Here is a 20,439-nt window from a genome sequence, read left to right on the forward strand (position 1 = left end):
GGTTCAATCCTTCCTTTTTGCATTTTCAAATCTCAATCCCGTTTCTCGATGAGCTGTCTTTTTATTGATACAGGTAGCAATAGTGTTCTTGCTTATCCCGTATTTTGCAGCAACTTCTTTTCTAGAGCTAAACCATTCCTTGCTACCTTCCGAATGAATCACATAGACCGGTTTCGATCTACGCCCCTTCGCGATGCAATCCTCTTTGTCGCTCATAGTTTTAGCGATTTTATTCACCATGTTTTCTGCTTTCGGATCGCCCAAGTCCATTTTGATTAAATATTTCCGTAGTAATTGTTGCCTAGCTTTCCGCTCATCCGTCCTACTCCCTACTTAAAATGGCAGGTCGCCATCTGCAATATCTATCGGTTGGCTGCCACTGAACGGATCACTCGTATTAAATCCATGCTCTGACATTCCTGGTATTGACGGTTGGCTATTATCTTGCGATTTAAAGGTGTTGTTTTGGTTTGATGAATAATTACCCTCGGAACTGTTCGAAACGCCTGTATTTTGATTATATTGTGAATTATCGTCACTTCTGCGACTTTCTAACAGTTGGAAAGTCTCGCATACAACTTCTGTCACATAAATTCTATTTCCTTGTTGATTTTCATAGTTTCTAGTTTGAATACGACCTGTTACGCCTAACAATGTTCCTTTCTTGGCATAGTTTGCTAGTGTTTCTGCTGGTTTACGCCAAATTACGCAATTGATGAAGTCAGCTTCTCGGTTTCCTTCCTGGTTCGTAAAATTACGGTTAACAGCCAGACGAAACGTAGTTACAGCACTACCACTGGAGGTAAATCTCAAATCAGGATCAGCAGCCAATCTACCAACTAAAACAACATTATTTATCATATTTTCATCCCTTCAATCCAATTTTTTTAAGTCGATTATAAATAGTCCTTCTAGTCACTCCTGTCATCTCTGCAATTTTTGCAACTGGAACTCCTTGTGAATATAGTTCCTTCACATCTTTGTCAATATTTTTATAGTTCGGATGATTAGTTGCTACCCATCCTAGTTTGATTGTTGCAATCGAATTTCTTTTTTTCGTTTCTTCGGATCGTTTGGCACCCTTATGATGGAGAATAGTGTGTTCTGACTTATCCATCATTTGTAAGTTTGCAAACCTATTGTCCTGTTTATCTTCGTTTATATGATGAATAACTATTTCAGGATCTAAATAGAAACCAACAATAGACTCAAAAATAACTCTGTGCTCGAAAACATATCCGTTCGATTGAGCATTTGGATGGGTCGGAATTTTTAGCAAAATATGCCCATCCCCTGAAAGTTTCTTGCCTAAAACGTTATGAATATCTAAACCTATTTTTAAAGAATAGTTAGTTTTATTATTTTTTGTAGCAGTCATTATCTAGCCTCCTGAGGTCGGGGTCTTTGGTTAGTCGCCCGACTAGCACAACATTGTTAATCATTTAATCAGTCCCTCTTCCTTCATAAACTCTTCTGGAGATTCATATGCATCTGCATTAACTATTGTCACACCTTTTAAATCATTTTCTTCAATCCCTAAATTATCAAAGATATTTTCAAACTCTGACGCTAAGTTCAGCGCAATCCTCTCTTTTTTAGAGTCTCCGGCTAATGCATCATCTAGAAATCCAATTACGTCTTGTTCAATACCCGCTGCTTCAAGATGATTTGCTACAAAGGAAATAAAGGCTAATTCTTCGGCTTGTTCAAAAGATGTTTCTATCTTTATTGTCTTGGTCTGTAGTTTTCCATTTTTCATTTTGTGCTTTATTTCTTTTATTTTCTTAGCAGATTGTCCCATCTCTATCCCCCCACTTCAATTCAAGTATATGTTTATCATCGTCAGGTAAAGACAAAATAAAATTGTCGTTTACCAAGCATTTTTTTACTTTTAATATTTTGCCAGTGTACTTAGGCAATGCTGTACCAATGTATTTAACTTTGTCTCCTTGGTTAATCATTACACTCAACTCCAAATCTCAACTTAATATACTCAATTAACGCCTTGTACTCTTTCCCATATTGACTATCACCATGTGTCTGCTCTACAGCTTTCTCAAACTCTGCTAAATCTCCACTAAAACATCCTCTAGTCAAAAACAGTCCACCGTCTTTACTACGCGTCACCGTCAAAGTACCATTTTCTGATCCAACATTGCTAATCCAAATAATTTCAGTGCGTCCGTAGACCTCTGCATTGCCGGAGACCCTTGCATTGCCGGAGACCCTTGCATTGCCGTAGACCCTTGCATCGCCGGAGACCTCTGCATTGCCGGAGACCCTTGCATTGCCGGAGACCCTTGCATTGCCGTAGACCCTTGCATCGCCGGAGACCCATGCATTGCCGGAGACCCTTGCATCGCCGTAGACCCATGCATTGCCTTCTTGATCAAGGTTTTCTTCTTTTTCAACAAAACCACCAACATCATCTTTTTCAACATTTCCGAAACTAACTAAAGCTTTAATTCTGTACAATGTTCTCCCGAATCTAGTAATTTTTTCGTCCGTCAATTCATATTTTTTAGTCATTTATTTCTCCTCCGCTCTTTGTCGATGCAATTCTTCTAGTGTTATTCCTAAAGTTTCTGCTAGTTGCTTTTCAAGTTCTAATTGTTTCTCTGGCGACAGTTTCTTCTCAGGAATAGGATTTGCAATGCCCTCCGGAATCGTTTCTTGTCTGACTGTCGGGCGTTGATAACTCCCTGTAGGTTTTGGTGGTGTCAAGTCATACTCATCATTGAATCGATCATCTCGTATCCATCGAAACAATTCTTGCGGATGATACCACTCGTTGAGATCGATATACTTCAGATAATTATCAAAGCCTTTTCTGAATGTCTCCAAATCTTGCTCCGACTTTATTTTTTTAATAAACTGTTCTTTAGCTTTCTTCTTGTTCGTTTTTTTGGGAAATTGTTTCCAAATTTCTTCAAACGAATCAGACACGGTTGAACTCTGTTCAACACTATTCTTTTTATCTTTTGTATTATTAACTGTATTATTAAATAATGTATTATTCTCTGTGAAGTTTTCTTCACCATGGGTGGTGAAATTTTCTTCACTACCCTCGTGATCATTTTTTCCATAGGTGATGAAATTTTCTTCACTAGGTTCGTAGAAATCTGATTCAGTTGGAAACTGTAATATATAGATATGCCTGCGTTCCACTTGCTTGCTATTCGGCTTATAGAAAACACGTATGTTAATGTATTTCTTTTTTTCAAGTTGTTTCATCCATGAAATGATTGTACGTTTGCTAACTCCATATAAATTCGCAAAATAGAGATTAGTAGCCCAACAATAGCCCTTTTCGTTTGCTAGTGCTGTCAACTCTCCGTACAACAACTTCGCATTCCCATTTAAATCATTGTCATATCTTACTATTGCTGGAATGATAGCGTAGTAACTTTTTTGATTTTCCAAGGTTACCCTCCTATCCTCAATTTCTTCCTATCATCGGCATTAAGCTTGATAGGCGTTATTTTATATTTGCTCAAAAAATTGCTAATACCTAAATTATGTTCTTCTTGATGGTGAGTTCTACATCCTGCGTAAAATCTGAACTCACTGTGATCGATAGATTTCCTATCTCTTCCGCTACCGACCACATCAACGTGACATACATCTGCATGTTGTCCGCATATGCAACACTTACGATGTTTTAGGCAGAGATAGTAAAAGTAACTCTCATCTCGTGGTAAAAGCTCATATCCCTTCTTAAACGGAATGCCCCACTCGAACATGAAATCGATGACTATTTCTATAAGATTGTTCATCTGCTCAACGCTTGTATCAGCGTTATTTTTTGCACTGATGATGTGCCCATATTTGCTGTAGTATTCCTCTTTAAAATATTCATGTGTACTGTTACTTTCATTTCCATATTTATCGTAAATATCATTGATTAAAGCTCTGTATAAAGCTCGTTGATTGTGAGAAAAGGCTCGTGGGTCAGATAGTATTAAGTTACCGTTAACGTTGCTTAAATCACCTTTGTAGTAGGTATTAAGGCGTTCAACGTTCAGAGTTTCATCAAGCTTCACTTGTACAGTGTTCGCTTTTGGATCATAACCCACGACCTTTAGTGAGTATTCCATTTAAATCACTTCCACTTGTATTCCTTCGTTTACAATAAATTCATTTAAGGCTGATAGTTGCTCGTGTGTCCCGGTCAATTTAAGTGTGACTGTTTGTCTGTCGTCTACTTCTTGCCTAGTAAGTTCTGAATCTTCTTGAATAATCTCACCAGTTTCGGTATCGATCACTTTTTCATCGACTGTCCGCTCACGCAGTTCTTTCATTGCTTGTTCGTATTCTTCTTTTGCCTTACGGTCGCTTTCTTCTTGTGCTATTCTATTTTTCTTATCCTGAACAGCCTGATCGATTTGTTTCATGACCTCTACCAAGGGATGTCCTTTATCAATCCAAGCAGACCAACCATCAGCATCTAAACCAACGGCTTTTGCATAATTAAATACTGATACCTTATCTTCCTCAATACGTTGGTTTTCTTTAGCGATTAATGTCATAGTTTCTGTAATTTCTTCGAATACTTTTTTAGTCAGTTCACCTTTTGCGGTAAATGATCCCTTATTGAGCCATGTTTGCTTGATTTCAACTGCAGCAATATCTATTCCGTAATTTGGAGCCATTTCAGATAGTGTTTCAATCAGTTTTTCTTCTCTCAATTCTTTTTGTTTCTCTTCATAATCAGAAATACCCACGTTGATATTATCCGAAACACCTTTAATCTGATCTCTCAATGCGTTAATCTTCGTTTCAAAGGCTTTTAATGGTTCGCTGTAACTTTTCTTCACTTCTTTTCGTTGGTCGTCCAATAGCTTAGAAATACCGTTTAGCTTCGTTTTCGCTTCCTTAGCTTCTGGAATATTGTCATCTGTGAAAACTAATGAAGAATAATGTGTGACTGTTGCAGCAACTAATGATTCAAGTTGTTCCTCATTTTGAATAGTAATTTCTGACGGTTTGAAATCTACGCTAAATTTGATATCTTTTGTTAATTCGTTCATTGTTTTTTCCCCCATGGTATAGATTGATTATTCTGTTGATTATTTTGTTGTTTCTTTTGATAATCCTGCTTCCACTTGACCAATGTTGCCAAAGCTTCTTGATAAAAAATACCTGGTAGTTCTGAAAGATCTGGAACCTTTCCCATTTCAGCAATCTTAGTTGTAAATACAGATGGTTCAACACTGCAAATTTCTGCTATCTTCCTAGCTTCATTATTCAATTCAGCTAACTGACGACCATCTATTTTAGTATTATTAGCGTTAATATTATTTTGGTTCATTGTGTTGTTCCCCTTATCAGGATCATCTTTTCCATCATCAATCATCAACAAATCACTCAAAGCGTATTTTTTTGCGTATGAACTAGCAGATCCTGTAACCTGTGATTCGTCCATTTTAGGTTTGGTTTGTGGTTCTCTTGCATAACCTACTGCTTCTTCTGTTTTCGTACCATCAGTTATTGATGCCGTGGCTTTTATATAAAAACGATCTTCTATCTTTACAACTTCTTTGGTTACTTTGATATACAATCCCTGTTCGATTGCTGGAGCTTTGGCAGCTTTTAATATTCCTTCAGCATCTCGATAACTAAAATTGCCAAACTCATTTTGTTTATCTTTAGGCGCATGTATGTTGCTTATCACCTTTAAAAGCTTCTGTTGAAACGTTAAATCTTTATTTTCTTTTTTTTCAGTCATCGATTACTCAACCACTCTTTCCCGCTAATGATTTCTAGCTTTTCTTTTAATAACCTATCAGCACCTTTTTCTTCTAAAAGGTCTAAAAATCCGTTTTGTTCTACAACAAATTCCTCAGTGACAACTGCTGACAACTTTCCTGATTCAACTGCAAATTTTTTAAAATACGCAACAAATACCCAGTCACTCTCTGAGACAATGGTACCTTTATCATCTTTATTCCAGTTCTCCGTTTCATCTACTTCGTCTATTTCTTTGTAAAACTCCTCTGGCGGAGTTGTTAAGTAATGGTTTAGTGCTGCTGCTTCCTTTGGTGTCATTGTCAAATACCGCCTTTCTGTGGTATACTTTTAGTAAGTTTATATACGTTTGAGACTAACAGGACGCCTATCCTATTGGTCTTTTTTTATTCAAATAATTCACCTTGTCTATTCGCTTCTTTAATCAATAATCGTAAATCTGTGTCTGGTAACCATTCATCGATGTATGCTAAAGCATCATCAAACTTTATTCTTGGTAGTTCACCGTATCTTGGTAAATGGAAATACTGTTTAAAATCTTTCCAGAAATTAGAAAACACTTTTTTTGCATGTCGTTTATATGCTGGACTATCTTTCCCACCAAGGCATTCTACAACTTTCTTATTCGACTGTTGTTTAATTTCGAATTCTTGTTGTCCAGTGATCCGCATAGTGTCTTTTAGAACAGTGACATCTTTCTTTACTTCTTTCATATCCTCTAATTGATAAATCATCATGTCTTCAATTGTTTGAGGAACAATAGATTTTCTTATCGTATCTTCCATATCATTGAATGCTTCTATATATTTTTGCTTGAATCCAATAGCTTTTTTTCCAGTAAATCCCATAGCTAATAGGAAGAAGCCATCACGACTGATAAAATAGATCCGTCTTGGTCTTCCATATAAATCATCTTCATTGCCTTCTATAAACATCTGTCCAAAATTGGACACATCTTCTTGTAACGCATCGATGTCCCGCAAAACATGTTGATGCTTCTTTTCGAAACTATCGGCTACTTGTAAACTAGTAGTTACTGCTTCTTTATTTTTCATAATTACTAATTCTTGCATTTATATTTCTCCCTCAATTTATTATTTTTCTTTTTCGTCCATTAACGTTAATCATCTTAGGCAATTCAAACGTCTTATTTACCACGTACACAGCGATCATGAGTAAACCTGCCCAAATAGATAGCCATGAGACAAAAGCTAATAGGATAGCAAATGGTGTGTCTAGTAGTGCGTTAGTTAGTTTTTTTTTCATTTTTATTATTCCTTTCTAAAAATCATATTGTTGTAAATGTTTCACCTTGGTATACTTATTTTGAAAGCGAGGTGAAAAAATGGGACAGCGAATACGTATATCTGAACCACCATTTAACAATAAAAGATACATTCTTAATATGAATACAGGAGTCAGTCACGATTTAGACAACTATTGCCCTAGTTGTATGATATATTCAATGAATCCTGATCATGTTTTTGCTTCTGACTACTTATATTCAGAAATCAAAAAACATTATGCGTACAAAGAAGAATGCGATTATTGTATGACTCCCGATGGTTAGTTTAGAGTTGGCACTTGTTACCAAGTGCCTTTTACTTTTCAATGGTTCCTTTTGATTGGAACTCAATAATCACTTTCGAAACAGCTTTTAATAATTTCGATACGGTAATTTTGTTTTCAATGCAGATAATCAAAATTTTCTCTGTTAATTCATTTACTCCCATGAATCTCAACTCCTTTCCAATTTATATTGTTAGAAATCATTCACCTTGATATACTTAATACGTTGAACTGGTCATATAGAGAGGAGTCCTTCTATGCCAAAAAGAATTTCAGTTACTTCAGAAGATGACAATGGAAGAAATCAAAATTTTCATGACAATTTTAAAGGTACAAATATGACTAGAAACCAATTCGTTAAAGAGATTAAAAACGGTAATTACGAGAATTATCACGTTAGAAACATTAATGGAGTTGATACCCCCGTATCAAACCCGGATAAAGCAAGAAACAACAACTTAGATTAGTTTTTTAAACTCGACCAGTTCAACATTTATAGAATCATGAGTTATTAGATTGTCATCATTAAGACTAGCTAGTAAGTTGCCTTCACTATCAGTTACAATGATCTCTTTTATGTCTTTATCATTGATTTTCATATCGGTCGCTCCTTTCTAATTTTTGGTATACTTTATCTATCAGCACTGCAATGCTGAAATAAATTAAGGAGGTACATCTTTTATGGGTAAAAATCAGCATGTAACACCTAACTCTGATGGCACATGGAATGTAAAAGGTGCTGGTAATTCTAAAGCTACTAGTATTTCAAAAGGCTAGTCATATTTAGGAATTAGCCTAATTCTGTAACCTTCGGCAGGTATTGCTTCTAATAAAGTGATCTCTGCTATTTTTAACCCCTCATTCGATTCAACTATCAAACCTGTATAGTCATTCTCGTTTAGTATTCCCACGGTTTCGTCAGTAGTTCTATTTGCTTCTCTATTTCTCCTAACCGTTTCCCGATATTTTTCTACCGAATTAAATTCAATCACTTGCACTTCAGATTCTTGCTTTTGAGCTTTACGCATCTTATGAACATAATCTTCTGAATAAGCATAAATACCAGAACTAATTTTTGAAGAGCCTCCGGGTTCTTCTTTGATTGGTTGAAACCAGTCATCCGATACCGCTTTTACCCCGTATGATTCGATCTCAACTCGGACATGCGGGTTTAATTCTTCTCGTAATATTTTTGCAATCGCCTCAGCGTGTTCAATAATTTCCTTGTTAATTTTATGCATCTTATCCTCCTGATTTCTGTATTATATCTACTACCCAACAGGTATACATCACCGCTAAAAATGCATACCCTTGTATCGTCTCGCCTGTAGTAAAGCAGATGACTGATACGGTTAATAGGATTAGTATTGCTAGCAGTTTCATGCTGCACCATCGTCCTTTTTAACTTTCAAGCTGTTTGTTGCATACCAGTCTCTGAATTTGCTATATAAGTCTAAATCAATCCAAATCTCTTTAGCTGTAACTGCTTTATATCCTGCTTTATATGGAGATTTTTTAAATTCTTTCATTCGTCTCTGATAAGTAGTCTCTGAATAGTTTAAATGCTTTTTGAAATCTGCTTTTCTTAAGTCGTTTGGCATTTCATTTCCCTCCTATGCTGATTGTTTTAGTCTTTTTTTAATTTTAAAAATAGTTTCATTTTTTTTATCATTGCATACGATTTTTTCGTATTTTTTACCTAAAAAAATAGCATCATATTCAACTTCAAAAGCCTTTAAATACTTTGTTAACAAGGAATCTTTTATATTAGTAGAATCTTTTTCCATATTGATAATAGTACCTACTGATACATTAAACAATTCAGCTAATTCTACCTGTGTTAAACCATTCTCTGTTCTTAATTCTTTCAAACTTTTGATACTCATGTATATCTCACCACCTTTCAATATATCTCGCATAATACTTTCCTCTAATACTTTTAAGATAAAATAAATTCAATACATCACTTAAATACGTTGGGTTAGTATTTAATTCACCTTTGAAGGAGGTGAAATCTATGGCTAAAACAAAAACCGGTAATAAGGGAAAAGGTAAAAAAATTGTTCCAGTTAAACCTTATACTAAAAGAGATGGTACAAAAGTACCTTCACATAGACGCTCTACACCAAATTAATTAGTACTATCGTCAATACCATAATTTTTTACGTGATACTTACTAACCCAACGTATTTAAGTGATGTATTTTTATATTGAAATTATTATAATACGAAATTTTCGTACAGTCAACAAAAAAATCGTTTTTTTCGTATTTTTTTGTTTACACACAAAAAAAATTGAAGTATACTTTAAATATAGAAGGATGTGATAACTATGGATAATCAAATGGAGATAATCGCACGTAACATAAAGAGACTCATAAAAGAAAATAATATGACTCAAAAAGAATTATCTAATAAAATAGGAATATCACCTACAACTATGAGTGATTATATGAATGGACGATCTAAGCCTTCTCATGGAGTTGTTCAAAAAATAGCTGATTTTTTTAATGTAGGTAAAAGTGATATAGATACAACCTATAAAGACTCGATTTCACCTACTAATGACATTCTACTAATCTACAACAAACTACATAAAGAACGTCAAGAGCGAGTCTATATGTTTGCTAAATATCAGCTGGAAGCTCAAAATGAAGAACTAGCTAATCCGGATATCACAGTATTAGAAGATTATAAAGAACAACGTCGTGAAAAAATACAAGATTTAGAGGATGCAGATTGGTTAGGAATTGTATCTGCTGGAAACGGTGAGTGGCTAGGAGAAGATAACTCAGAGGTTATTCAGCTACCTAAACATATTATACCTTTAGAAGCTGATTACTGTTTGACTATTAATGGTGATTCAATGGAGCCGATGTTTCATGATCAAAGCTATGTATTCCTAAAAAAAGATGTTGAACTGCATAGCGGTATGATTGGCGTATTTATTTTAAATGGTGAAGCTTATTTAAAGCGTATCTGGTTTGAAAATGATGGTGCTCGTTTAGAATCGTTCAATCCTAAATATAAAGATATTTATGTCACTAAAGAAGATGATTTCAAATGTGTTGGTCAAGTCGTTTTATAAAAAAACTCTATCAGTAGTTACAGCTACTAATAGAGGACACTTCTTGTGTATTATAAACTACACATACAGTATATATATATATCACAGGAGGTTATTTTTTCATAAAAAGAACAAGTATAAAGAAAGGTATTACGCTATCATTATTGTTATCTGTATTCGCGTTATCTGGTTGCGGTGCTATTAACTCGGTTAAGAAATTAACAGATGATAATAAAAAGGAAACGGTAGCTAGTACTAGTCAAGAAACATCAGATGATAGTGAAGAAGAAAGTACTGGTTCAGAAGGACTAAAAGATTTCAAAAAGAAAGCTAATGAATTAAACAAAAAAATCGATGATATGGCTAAGAAAATTAAAGAGTATACAGATAACCCTGATACTTTTACGAGCGTAGAAAAGATTAATTTATCTACAGATTACCTAGATATTACCGGTGCCTTTCTGGAGCTTACTTCTGCGATAATGAAGTTAGATGCTTCAAATGCTCAAGAAGCAACAGTTCTTTTGGGTGAGATAGAAAGTAAAACAAATGATCTAGAGACAGCTTATAAAGCATTAAAAGGAGATTCTTAAAATGGAAAAAACTAAACTACCTATAAATTTATATGCTGGTATTTTGGATATTATAAACGCTGTTCTTGTCGCATTATCCTGGTTAATTCTAGGAACTGCTTTTTTAGGTGAACTAGCTGGCGTTTCTGGTTCAGTTTCTATCACTTCTCTATTAGTATACGGCGTAATAGCTACGGGATTAGCTCTTCATATAGTAGGATTAATTCAATCTAGAAAAGCCGGTATTTCTATTGTAGGTCACATATTAGGTGTTATTGCAGCCGGATTATTTTTACTTACTATGTTTCTTGCGCTACCTTCGTTTATATTATTCATACTATCGGCAGTTTTTACTTTAATTCAGAAAAATGTAACTAAAAAAGAACAGTAATAAGCATAAAGCCCCTATGGGGCTTTTACTTATATATAAGGAGCGATAGTAATGTGGATGGAAAAAGTAGGTGAAAATAAATTCAAGTACATAGAACGCTATATCGACCCGCTAACAGAAAAAAAGAGAAAAGTTTCTGTTACACTTACTAGTGAATCACGGCAGGCGTGGAATCAAGCTACCTTAATTCTCAATAATAAAATACAAAACAAACTTAATACAACTGAAACGCTGCCAGTGACTTTCGGTGAATTAAAAAATAACTGGGATAAAAAATATAAACCTACCGTAAAAGCTAGTTCCTACAAAACTACACAAGTTTATATGTCATTGATTTCTGAGTATATAGATGATGATGTACTCGTAAAAAATGTTACAAGCAATTTAATCCAGGATATGCTTGACTATTATTATTTTGAGAAAAATCTGTCTTACAGCTATGTTAATCACTTAAAAACATTTACAGGGATGATTTTCAAATTTGCAAATAAAAGGTATGGTCTAGAATATAATCCAGCTAGTGGTGTTTCCTTAGTACGAAAACCAAGAACAAAAGAGGATATACAAAAAGAAAAAGAAGGATACTTGTCAAAAGAAGATGTCATTCTTATATCTGAAAAACAAGCGAACAACTATAAGCAAAAAAGATATGCTTTGATCACCAAGTTTTTGTTTTTAACAGGGATTAGGTACGGTGAACTAGCAGCTTTAACCGAATATGATTACACTGACGATAAAGTAACGATATCCGGAACATATGACTATGACAGCGGGACTAAAACAACAACAAAGAATACCGGATCATACAGAACTATAGATTTACCTAAAAATGCTACAGATATTTTGGATTCACTAATAAAAGATAATAGGGAAATAAACTCTGATACAATTAACACTGATAAATATATCTTCGTTAGTAAGAATGGCAGACCGCTATCTATACAAGCCTACAACCTATCTTTAAGGACGTGTACAAAATCTGTCGGTATTGATAAGAAAGTATCATCTCACATGCTTAGACACTCCCACATCTCTTTATTAACAGAACTAGGAATACCGCTAAAAGCAATTATGGATAGAGTAGGCCATGAGGATTCAAAAACAACTCTAAAGATTTATACTCATACGACAAAGAATATGCAGAGTCACTTGATAGATAAACTAAGTGAGATTGAAATATAATTGCCCCTCGCATGCCCCTTTTATGTATTTCCAGAACAAAATAAATAGACCTAACCCTATATAATAAAAGGATTAGGTCTATTATCATTCAAAAACAAATTGGTTATGGTAAAGCTCCGCGTAAAAGCCATCCTGATCTAATAATTCACGATGATTTCCTTCTTCGATCACCTCACCATTTCTCAACACTATAATGCGGTCAGCATTCAAAATGGTTTTCAAGCGGTGGGCAATAACAAAGCTGGTTCTGCCTTTGATTGCTTCGTCCATGGCTTTTTGTATTTTGGCTTCCGTTACTGTATCTACGTTACTTGTTGCTTCATCCAAAATCAATAACGCAGGGTCTGTAATGATCGTACGAGCAATACTAATCAATTGCTTTTGTCCTGTACTGAAAACATTGTTTTCTTCTGTTATTTCTGTATCATATCCTTTTTCCAGAGCCATGATAAATTCATGAATATTGGCTTGTTTTGCTGCAGAAATGATTTCATCATTGGTCGCATCCGGCTTACCAAACGCAATGTTTGCTCGAATCGTACCAGAGAACAACACTGAATCCTGCAACACGATTCCTACATGGGAACGCAAACTATCCAAGTCAATTTCACGAATATCAATTCCATCAAAAGTCACAGATCCATTCGTTACATCATAAAATCGGTTCAGCAGATTCATAATCGTTGTTTTTCCAGAACCTGTGGGGCCAACTAAGGCAACCATTTCACCTTTGCTGACATTGATCGAAACATTCTTCAATATTGGAACCTCTGGATCGTACCCAAAATCTACTTGATTCAAGGCAACTGATTCATGAATATCTGCAATCTCTTTACCATCTTTCGGATTAATTTCATCCGGCTCATCAAACATTTCATTTAGACGGCGTGCACCAGTTATTGCCAGCTGGATCATACTATAACCAGAAGATATCTGCATCAGCGGTTGATAATATTGTTGCGAATATTGTACAAATGTCACCACTAATCCTAAGGCAACTGTTTTTTCTAGATCACCGTTCAGTGCCAGCCAGCCGCCAAAGAATATCACGATAGCAGTATTCACAAGTGACATCCCCTGCATCATTGGAAATAACAGACCTGAATACACTTGACCTTTAAATGTTGCTTTGCGGACAGTTTCATTATGCTCAAGAAATCCGTCGATCGTTTCATCCTGTAAGCCATTTGTTATGATCACACGTTGACCACTGATTTTTTCATCCATGTAGCCATTTAATTTTCCAACTTCATCTTGTTGAATATCTACATATTTACGTGCTTTACTGATTACTACTACCGCAATCAAAATAGCAACTGGTGTGGATGCAATCGTTGCCCAAGCAAGTTGGACATTCTGACGGAACATCATAATCAAAATCCCCACAAATAAAGCAGCATTCGTCAAAACTTGCAGCAGCGCTTGATTTAAACTATTTTGAATATTATCTAAGTCACTCGTAAAGCGGCTTAAAATTTCTCCATCCTGATGAGAATCAAAGAAACGAATTGTTAATTTTTCTAATTTGTTGAATAGACCAATACGCATTCGGTTTGTCGATTTTCCTACAACTTGTGTAAACAAAATACTGTAGATAAAATTGGCCGCACTCGTTAATACATAAAAAATCAGCAGCTTCCAGATAATCTCGATAAATTTACTTTTATCATCCGTTCCCTGCATCAAGGCACCTACATAATTTGCCAATTCTTGAATCGCTTCACCGACAAACTGCGGTGCTTTTACCTGTAGATAGGTTGCTATTACGATCGTCACAAAGATAAATAAGAAGGAAATTTTATATCGCTTTAAATAATGAAAAAAGAATTTACTTGCTCTGACTAAATCAGTCATTATTATTCATCCTCCCCTTTTTGTGTTTCGTAGATCTCTTGATAGATCGCATTTGTTTTTGCTAATTGCTCATGAATACCTTCTCCAACAAGCTGCCCTTTATCCAGCACTAAAATACGGTCGGCATGGACAACAGAAGAAATTTTTTGTGCAATCACGATCGTAGTTGTATCCTTTAAATCATTATCCAAAGCTTCTCTAACAAGACGTTCTGATCGAGCGTCCAGCGCACTGGTACTATCATCCAGAATCAAAATTTTAGGCTCACCGATGACACCACGTGAAATCGATAACCGTTGTTTTTGTCCGCCAGAAAAATTATTACTTCGTTCTGCTACTGGCGCTTCAAATTGTAAGGACAGCTTCTCAATGAATTCTTTAGCTTGGGCAATTTCAGCAGCACGTGTCATATCCGCATCATCCGCATCTTTTTTCCCTTGTCGTAAATTTTGTGAAATCGTACCAGAAAATAGAATCGCTTTTTGTAGTACGAAAGAAACTGTTTTACGCAAGCTTCGTTCGTTGACATCTTTCAAATCCACTCCGCCGACTTCAACCGTTCCTTTTGAAGGATCGAACAAACGTGGAATCAATTGTGCCAAAGTTGATTTACCAGCTCCTGTCGCACCAACGATCCCAATCATTTCACCTGGTTTAATGGAGAAAGAAATATCTTTTAACGTGTCCACTTCATCACCTGGATAACGGAAACTGACATGATCGAATACAACACGACCATCTAGATCCTGTTCTGGAACCTCTTTATACGTAAGTGCAGGCTCTGTGTCCATCACCTCTTTGATCCGTTTGATCGAAACTGCTGCACGAGAAGTCATCATCATCATCATTCCACCGATAATGATCGCCATCATGATCTGCATCAAATAACTCATGAATGAAGCGATTCCGCCGATCACGGTTGGATCATCTTTAACTAGGTTGCTGACAAGAAAAATCGAGCCAACCACTGCTAAATTTGCCGCCAACATAAATGAAGGAATCATAACAGAAAACAAGGTTCCTACGATCAAATTATGTTTGGTCAACTCATCGCTGACTTTACTAAATCGATCTAATTCATTTTTTTCCTGTACAAATGATTTAACTACACGAATCCCCAAAAGGTTCTCTTTCGCTAAGCCGTTGACTTTATCGATCAATGTCTGAATAATCATAAAATGCTTACCCATCTGAGAAAAGGACAATGCTGTGATAATGAATACAGCAACGACCAATAAAATAATTACCCACCATAATTCTGGTAAAGTCATCATCGCTAAAATAAAACTACCAATAAACAAAATAGGAATTCTAAACAGCGATTGCAACGCAATCATGATCACGTTTTGAATTTGAGTTACATCATTCGTCAAACGAACGACTAAATTTCCAGCTGAAAATTCTTCAATATTGCCAAATGAAAAGGTTTGGATCTTACGGAAGGTTGCTTCACGTATATCCGCACTTACACCTTGTGCAACCTTTGCAGAAAAAATCGTGTTGAAGACTCCTGCAACCAGTCCTAATCCAGCTATACCGATCAAGTACAACCCCAGCTCTTTTATCTGACCCTTATCATCTTTTATAATTGCTTCTAGCACTTTTTGTAATAGTTTTGGCTGCCACAACGCCGACATGACCATAATAATGACTGTAATCAAAGCTATGGAAACTTCCAACTTGTACTTTTTGACATGTTCCATAATAATACTCACGTAATCCCCAACTTTCTTTATAGAACTAACCTAATTTGATTCATTGTCTACCTTTCAATGCTCATTTAGTGTTATGATATGGAATAGGCAAATGAGTGAGACACCGACTCGTTCATTACTCCATCAATTTAACACTGTAAAATTAGGTTGCATTCCAATGTACCATTTTTAGAAATGGATTTCAAGGAGTGCGCTTATATTTTTAAATAAAAGGATGATAAAACATGGATTCAAAACTATCGAAAGATAAAATCGTTCAAGCCGCGTTCCAACTACTGGAAGAAACACCCGATTTGGACAAGCTTTCTATGCGTAAAGTGGCAAAAAAATTGGCTGTTCAGGCGCCAGCCATATACTGGCATGTAGAAAACAAACAAGCCTTACTGCAAAGTATGGCTGAAGAGATCGAGAATCATTTTATACCACCAGAGCCGAAGGAAGATTGGAAAGAAACGATTTATGCCTACATGGAAAACTATTATGAACTTTATTTACAATACCCTTGCGCCCTGGAGATAGAGATTCTAACGATCCCTTCCTATCCGAGTCGGCTGAAAAATCTGGATGCGATGCTGGCAGTCCTTAAAAATGCAGGACTTTCTATCGAGCTAAGCTATATGACCGTTACTTCTTTACAGCATTTGTTGTTTGGTATGCTGTTGGATTCAAGTGAAGAACAAAAATTATACAATAAAGTAATCGCAGGAGATGATTACTTAAAACGCCAAATCATTTTGATGAAGCAATATGTTCAAGAAAATGATTTGAATAACATCCGCACAAGTATTGAGTACCGTCGAACAGAAAAACAGAAAGACTTTTTTATGAAAACATTGCGTATCTTTTTAAACGGACTGGATTCATTTATTTAAAAAAGCTTAGACGATTGAAGCGCTCCGCAAACGTTAGATTATTTGTTCTAACGTTGCGAGCGCTTATTTGTCTAAGCTTTTTCTTTAGATTCGATGGGCAGCCAGTCCAGCACACGCTGAATCCATTGATCCCAAAAGATCCAATCATGATTTCCCGGTCCCGTTTCAAGTGTATATTCGATTCCATGACCGGCTAAGGCTTGGGCCATGGTCTTATTTGCATATAAAAGTGGATCTTCTTCGCCACAGCAAAGGAAGATTTTTGGTGCCTCCTTACCACTTTTCACTAGTTGTTCAAGTAAAAACATAGGATCATTGACCGATCCTTGTATTTGCTCCATTGGGCCAAAAATTCCTTCCCAATAGTTTTTCCCTTTTATTGACAAAAGATCGTCTGTTCGACCTGCAAGATCTACAGCACCAGATAAAGATGCGACAGCAGCAAAATGCTCTGACTTTGCCAGACCTAATTTTAATGCGCCGTAGCCGCCCATAGACAGACCTGCAGCAAATGTTTTTTCTCTTTTTTTAGTTAATTGAGGAAATAATTCATGACAGATTACGGGTAGTTCTTCTGCAATAAACGTCCAGTAAGGCATATCATAGGTTGTGTCTGTATACCAAGCCAAGTCTGTCGAGGGCATGATTACCGCTAGACCTAAGTCAGAAACATACCGTTCTATAGATGTCCGTCGTTCCCACACGCTATGATTTCCGCCCATTCCATGCAGTAAATATAAAACTGGAACGTCTGTTGAATGACCACTCGTTGCCGTTCCAATTTTTTTCTCTGTTTTTTGGGGTAAAATAATATTCAATGAAACTTCCATTTCTAATACATTAGAGTAAACATTCGCTTGTAAAAAAGCCATCCAGCATCCCTCATTTTCTTTTTCTTCTATTGTATCACTATTTGTTCATTTTGAAGAAGTGGACGACCATACATAAAATAAAAAACTTAGCCAATAAACGAATAATCGCTTAGGCTAAGTCTTAGGGAGGAGTTACAATGAAAAATGTTTGCATTCTGTTGTTTTGTGTTTGTATGCTTATATAATACAAAATAACTATGAATTTTCCTTGTCAAACCTTCGTATTCTTTAAGAATTTTCTGTAAAAAATCAACTATTATTTATCTGCTGTTGCCCGTAGTAAATTTAATCCTAAGCCAATGTAAATACAACCAGCAAGCTTATTTGTGATGTTCTTCATACGCTCATTTTTATTAAATAAACCAGTAAAAAATGTTGCACTGTAAACGATACATAAACTCCAAAGCGTACTTGTGCAAACAAAGCTGATACCCAAAATCAAAAATGACCATGAAACATGTTGGGCAGTCCCAGAAACATACTGAGGTAATAAAGATAAGAAAAATAATGCTACTTTAGGATTCAGTACATTTGTTAGCAAGCCTTGCTTATACACCTGCCAATCAGAAACAACTTGTCTCTCCTTGACTTCAACCACTGATTCTCTCTTTATCAATGAGGAAATTCCTAAATAAATTAAATAGCCTGCTCCCAGCCACTTCATGAGATTAAATGCAACCGCTGAAGTCATTAAAATCGCCGACAAACCAATAGCGGCTAAGATTGTATGAACGAGAATACCAGAAGAAATACCAAACACAGAAATGATTCCCTGTCGTTTGCTGCCAAGTGTAGATTTGCTCAAAATATAAATCGTATCAGAACCTGGAATCATGTTTAATACTATTGCTGACACAATAAATCCTCCAAAATTAATAATTCCCATAAACATTCCACTCCTTTTTGACAGTATAGCAAAAAATGATTATCTAAAAAAGTGAGCAAGGCATAGCAGCTAATGCTGTCCTTACTCACGTTTGACTTTACTTATTTTTTATTCACTTTAACCAGCGCATTTAAAATCATTGCCGCAATGACCAATCCGATACCGACGACATAAACATTGTGCAGCCCTGAATACAACATCCCACGTAATGGCTTTAACAGATCTGCTGAAATTGTATTAGCCGTATGTGGATTAACCAGTTGATTCATCACGTCTGGATCAACATTAAGTGAGCTTTTTGCAAGCTCTGACGTTGTTACAGCATTGATGATTACACCGAAAATTGAAACCATCAACGTTTGTCCAATCGTTCTGACCAAGGTATTAAAAGAAGTTGCTACCCCCATTTCAGATGGATCGACACTGCTTTGCGCATTGACTGTTGTTGTGGTGATCGTGATCCCAAAACCAATACCTAATACTGACGAAATCGCAAAGAACCAGACAAAGGAAATCGAAGCAGGTACCAAGACTAAAAAGATTCCGCCTAGTAAGGTAATGCTTAATCCGATCGTTAACACTTTTTTAGTTGAATGTTTCTCCATCAATGCACTGGCAACAAACGAACCAGACATCCACAAAATCGACATTGGAGCTAAAACAAGTCCGCCAATTCCGGCACTTTTACCTAAAACGCCTTGCATCCACATTGGGATATAAACTTCTACACCCATCAAAAAACCACTGATTAAAGCAGCTACAATATTCACAATAACAAACGTAGAATTTTTAAATAATTTCAAATCAATTACAGGATCTTGCGCTCTTTTTTCGACAAAAATAAACCCGATAAAAAATAGAACAGATGCACCTAAACAAAGAGCTACTTTTAGATCAAAACCGACATCGCCGATCAGTTGGAAACCCAATAATAAAGTTAGCAATACCAACATCAATTGAACACTACCTAATAAATCCATTGGTACTTTGCTTTGTTCTCTTTTGGGCTCAACTAAAAAGTAAGAAATCAAGCCTAATAACACAAGACCAATCGGTACATTAATGAAGAAAATCCAGTGCCAACCAACAGTATCGACAATAAAACCTCCGGCAAGAGGTCCGAAAATACTAGCTATTCCCCAAGCTGCACTATTTAATCCTAACATTTTTGCACGTTTATCGATTGAATAAATATCTGCAAGAATTGTTAATGCAACGGGCATGATCGCTCCGGCACCAATTCCTTGAATTGCTCTAGCAATAATCAACGTAATCATATTTTGCGCTAAACCACAAAGAGACGAGCCAATAATAAAAATAATAATTCCTATCATAAAAATAGGTTTACGCCCGACTTTATCTGCTAATTTTCCATAAATGGGTGTCAACATTGCATTTGTTAATAAATAAATTGAGAAAACCCAGTTCATGATTTCCATACCATGTAGTGAGCCTACGATCGTCGGCATTGCCGTTGATACGATTGTTCCTTCTATTGCAGTCATAAACGTTGCAACAAAGACACTGATCGTCACAAGTTTAATATTTGTTTTTCTTTCCATATATCTCCATCCTTTTTTAAATAGTGTAGCTAGTTTTTATGTGTTAGCTATTCATTTACTACTGTTTATGTAGTTTATAAAATTAACGATATAGTGCATATTTTTGTGTATTCTTTCTATACTAGAGAATAGTATTTTTTAGCATTTAAA

General features: G+C 35.7%; 30 protein-coding genes. 8 read left to right on the forward strand and 22 right to left on the reverse strand.

Annotation, left to right across the window (positions count from 1 at the left end):
* Nucleotides 1-3: 3 nt before the first annotated feature.
* The 12 genes from BCR25_RS06030 to BCR25_RS06085 all read right to left on the reverse strand — a co-directional run bounded on the left by BCR25_RS06030 (nt 4) and on the right by BCR25_RS06085 (nt 6,821).
* Nucleotides 4-270: a hypothetical protein gene (locus BCR25_RS06030; protein WP_069662716.1), complete on the reverse strand. Its 267-nt coding sequence runs from the start codon at nt 268-270 to the stop codon at nt 4-6.
* A gap of 63 nt (nt 271-333) precedes the next feature.
* Nucleotides 334-861: a single-stranded DNA-binding protein gene (ssb, locus tag BCR25_RS06035; protein ID WP_069662717.1), complete on the reverse strand. Its 528-nt coding sequence runs from the start codon at nt 859-861 to the stop codon at nt 334-336.
* Between the two features lie 4 nt (nt 862-865).
* Entirely contained in the window at nt 866-1,378 is a 513-nt protein-coding gene (locus tag BCR25_RS06040) for an HNH endonuclease (protein ID WP_069662718.1), read from the reverse strand.
* A 60-nt stretch (nt 1,379-1,438) separates the two neighbouring features.
* Complete coding sequence (locus tag BCR25_RS06045) at nt 1,439-1,801, reverse strand: hypothetical protein (RefSeq protein ID WP_069662719.1); 363 nt, start codon at nt 1,799-1,801, stop codon at nt 1,439-1,441.
* Nucleotides 1,785-1,961, reverse strand: a complete 177-nt coding sequence (locus BCR25_RS20105; RefSeq protein ID WP_249023536.1) for a hypothetical protein — start codon at nt 1,959-1,961, stop codon at nt 1,785-1,787. The genes BCR25_RS06045 and BCR25_RS20105 overlap by 17 nt, the downstream gene beginning before the upstream one ends.
* Entirely contained in the window at nt 1,954-2,529 is a 576-nt protein-coding gene (locus BCR25_RS06055; RefSeq protein WP_069662721.1) for a bactofilin family protein, read from the reverse strand. Before BCR25_RS06055 ends, BCR25_RS20105 begins: the two co-directional genes overlap by 8 nt.
* On the reverse strand, nt 2,530-3,423 hold the full coding sequence (locus BCR25_RS06060; RefSeq protein WP_069662722.1) for a helix-turn-helix domain-containing protein: 894 nt from the start codon (nt 3,421-3,423) through the stop codon (nt 2,530-2,532).
* 2 nt (nt 3,424-3,425) lie between these two features.
* Complete coding sequence (locus tag BCR25_RS06065; protein WP_069662723.1) at nt 3,426-4,097, reverse strand: putative HNHc nuclease; 672 nt, start codon at nt 4,095-4,097, stop codon at nt 3,426-3,428.
* Complete coding sequence (locus tag BCR25_RS06070; RefSeq protein ID WP_069662724.1) at nt 4,098-5,045, reverse strand: DUF1351 domain-containing protein; 948 nt, start codon at nt 5,043-5,045, stop codon at nt 4,098-4,100. It lies immediately after the preceding gene.
* Complete coding sequence (locus BCR25_RS06075) at nt 5,027-5,728, reverse strand: ERF family protein (RefSeq protein WP_069662725.1); 702 nt, start codon at nt 5,726-5,728, stop codon at nt 5,027-5,029. Before BCR25_RS06075 ends, BCR25_RS06070 begins: the two co-directional genes overlap by 19 nt.
* Nucleotides 5,725-6,048, reverse strand: a complete 324-nt coding sequence (locus tag BCR25_RS06080; RefSeq protein WP_069662726.1) for a hypothetical protein — start codon at nt 6,046-6,048, stop codon at nt 5,725-5,727. The genes BCR25_RS06075 and BCR25_RS06080 overlap by 4 nt, the downstream gene beginning before the upstream one ends.
* A gap of 86 nt (nt 6,049-6,134) precedes the next feature.
* Nucleotides 6,135-6,821, reverse strand: a complete 687-nt coding sequence (locus tag BCR25_RS06085; RefSeq protein ID WP_069662727.1) for a Rha family transcriptional regulator — start codon at nt 6,819-6,821, stop codon at nt 6,135-6,137.
* A 272-nt stretch (nt 6,822-7,093) separates the two neighbouring features.
* Between BCR25_RS06085 and BCR25_RS19835 the strand changes: the two genes are divergently transcribed.
* Nucleotides 7,094-7,318, forward strand: a complete 225-nt coding sequence (locus tag BCR25_RS19835; RefSeq protein WP_139124535.1) for a hypothetical protein — start codon at nt 7,094-7,096, stop codon at nt 7,316-7,318.
* 31 nt (nt 7,319-7,349) lie between these two features.
* Here BCR25_RS19835 and BCR25_RS20800 read toward each other — a convergent pair whose 3' ends face one another.
* The gene (locus tag BCR25_RS20800; RefSeq protein ID WP_281247209.1) at nt 7,350-7,481 is read right to left on the reverse strand and encodes a hypothetical protein; all 132 of its coding nucleotides are present in this window, start codon (nt 7,479-7,481) and stop codon (nt 7,350-7,352) included.
* Nucleotides 7,482-7,574: 93 nt separating this feature from the next.
* On the opposite strand from BCR25_RS20800, the gene BCR25_RS06095 reads away from it, so the two are divergent.
* The gene (locus tag BCR25_RS06095; protein WP_069662729.1) at nt 7,575-7,784 is read left to right on the forward strand and encodes a hypothetical protein; all 210 of its coding nucleotides are present in this window, start codon (nt 7,575-7,577) and stop codon (nt 7,782-7,784) included.
* Here the strand turns inward: BCR25_RS06095 and BCR25_RS20315 are convergent.
* Nucleotides 7,776-7,916 (reverse strand): hypothetical protein, encoded by a 141-nt coding sequence (locus tag BCR25_RS20315; RefSeq protein ID WP_169818991.1) that lies wholly within the window; start codon nt 7,914-7,916, stop codon nt 7,776-7,778. The genes BCR25_RS06095 and BCR25_RS20315 overlap by 9 nt on opposite strands.
* Before the next feature lie 82 nt (nt 7,917-7,998).
* Between BCR25_RS20315 and BCR25_RS19840 the strand changes: the two genes are divergently transcribed.
* Nucleotides 7,999-8,094 carry a DUF2188 domain-containing protein gene (locus tag BCR25_RS19840; protein WP_083242599.1) on the forward strand — a complete coding sequence of 32 codons (96 nt, stop codon included), beginning with the start codon at nt 7,999-8,001 and terminating at the stop codon, nt 8,092-8,094.
* On the opposite strand, the gene BCR25_RS06100 is transcribed toward BCR25_RS19840, so the two are convergent.
* The 3 genes from BCR25_RS06100 to BCR25_RS06110 form a co-directional block, all read right to left on the reverse strand.
* Nucleotides 8,091-8,558 (reverse strand): hypothetical protein, encoded by a 468-nt coding sequence (locus BCR25_RS06100; RefSeq protein ID WP_069662730.1) that lies wholly within the window; start codon nt 8,556-8,558, stop codon nt 8,091-8,093. The two genes, BCR25_RS19840 and BCR25_RS06100, sit on opposite strands and share 4 nt — an antisense overlap.
* Before the next feature lie 138 nt (nt 8,559-8,696).
* Nucleotides 8,697-8,918 (reverse strand): hypothetical protein, encoded by a 222-nt coding sequence (locus BCR25_RS06105; protein WP_069662731.1) that lies wholly within the window; start codon nt 8,916-8,918, stop codon nt 8,697-8,699.
* A 12-nt stretch (nt 8,919-8,930) separates the two neighbouring features.
* Nucleotides 8,931-9,236, reverse strand: a complete 306-nt coding sequence (locus BCR25_RS06110) for a helix-turn-helix transcriptional regulator (RefSeq protein WP_249023537.1) — start codon at nt 9,234-9,236, stop codon at nt 8,931-8,933.
* Nucleotides 9,237-9,648: 412 nt separating this feature from the next.
* Between BCR25_RS06110 and BCR25_RS06115 the strand changes: the two genes are divergently transcribed.
* The 4 genes from BCR25_RS06115 (at nt 9,649) to BCR25_RS06130 (ending at nt 12,528) form a co-directional block, all read left to right on the forward strand.
* The gene (locus tag BCR25_RS06115) at nt 9,649-10,404 is read left to right on the forward strand and encodes a helix-turn-helix domain-containing protein (RefSeq protein ID WP_069662732.1); all 756 of its coding nucleotides are present in this window, start codon (nt 9,649-9,651) and stop codon (nt 10,402-10,404) included.
* A 143-nt stretch (nt 10,405-10,547) separates the two neighbouring features.
* Nucleotides 10,548-10,976 carry a hypothetical protein gene (locus BCR25_RS06120; protein WP_069662733.1) on the forward strand — a complete coding sequence of 143 codons (429 nt, stop codon included), beginning with the start codon at nt 10,548-10,550 and terminating at the stop codon, nt 10,974-10,976.
* Nucleotide 10,977: 1 nt separating this feature from the next.
* On the forward strand, nt 10,978-11,346 hold the full coding sequence (locus tag BCR25_RS20655; RefSeq protein WP_069662734.1) for a transporter: 369 nt from the start codon (nt 10,978-10,980) through the stop codon (nt 11,344-11,346).
* Between the two features lie 51 nt (nt 11,347-11,397).
* A complete protein-coding gene (locus tag BCR25_RS06130) occupies nt 11,398-12,528 on the forward strand; it encodes a tyrosine-type recombinase/integrase (RefSeq protein WP_069662735.1) in 1,131 nt (376 codons plus the stop codon).
* A gap of 84 nt (nt 12,529-12,612) precedes the next feature.
* On the opposite strand, the gene BCR25_RS06135 is transcribed toward BCR25_RS06130, so the two are convergent.
* Together BCR25_RS06135 and BCR25_RS06140 are read right to left on the reverse strand one after the other, a co-directional pair.
* Complete coding sequence (locus tag BCR25_RS06135) at nt 12,613-14,382, reverse strand: ABC transporter ATP-binding protein (protein WP_069662736.1); 1,770 nt, start codon at nt 14,380-14,382, stop codon at nt 12,613-12,615.
* Between the two features lie 2 nt (nt 14,383-14,384).
* Complete coding sequence (locus BCR25_RS06140; protein ID WP_379974978.1) at nt 14,385-16,085, reverse strand: ABC transporter ATP-binding protein; 1,701 nt, start codon at nt 16,083-16,085, stop codon at nt 14,385-14,387.
* 236 nt (nt 16,086-16,321) lie between these two features.
* Here BCR25_RS06140 and BCR25_RS06145 point away from each other — a divergent pair, with 236 nt between their 5' ends.
* On the forward strand, nt 16,322-16,969 hold the full coding sequence (locus BCR25_RS06145; protein ID WP_069662738.1) for a TetR/AcrR family transcriptional regulator C-terminal domain-containing protein: 648 nt from the start codon (nt 16,322-16,324) through the stop codon (nt 16,967-16,969).
* A gap of 71 nt (nt 16,970-17,040) precedes the next feature.
* Here the strand turns inward: BCR25_RS06145 and BCR25_RS06150 are convergent, their stop codons facing one another.
* From BCR25_RS06150 to BCR25_RS06160, 3 genes are all read right to left on the reverse strand, one after another.
* Entirely contained in the window at nt 17,041-17,841 is an 801-nt protein-coding gene (locus BCR25_RS06150) for an alpha/beta hydrolase (RefSeq protein WP_069662739.1), read from the reverse strand.
* A gap of 256 nt (nt 17,842-18,097) precedes the next feature.
* Nucleotides 18,098-18,727 carry a LysE family translocator gene (locus tag BCR25_RS06155; protein ID WP_069662740.1) on the reverse strand — a complete coding sequence of 210 codons (630 nt, stop codon included), beginning with the start codon at nt 18,725-18,727 and terminating at the stop codon, nt 18,098-18,100.
* A gap of 101 nt (nt 18,728-18,828) precedes the next feature.
* Nucleotides 18,829-20,289, reverse strand: a complete 1,461-nt coding sequence (locus BCR25_RS06160; RefSeq protein WP_069662741.1) for an MDR family MFS transporter — start codon at nt 20,287-20,289, stop codon at nt 18,829-18,831.
* Nucleotides 20,290-20,439: the final 150 nt, after the last annotated feature.

This window comes from Enterococcus termitis (assembly GCF_001730305.1).
Lineage (GTDB): Bacteria > Bacillota > Bacilli > Lactobacillales > Enterococcaceae > Enterococcus_L > Enterococcus_L termitis.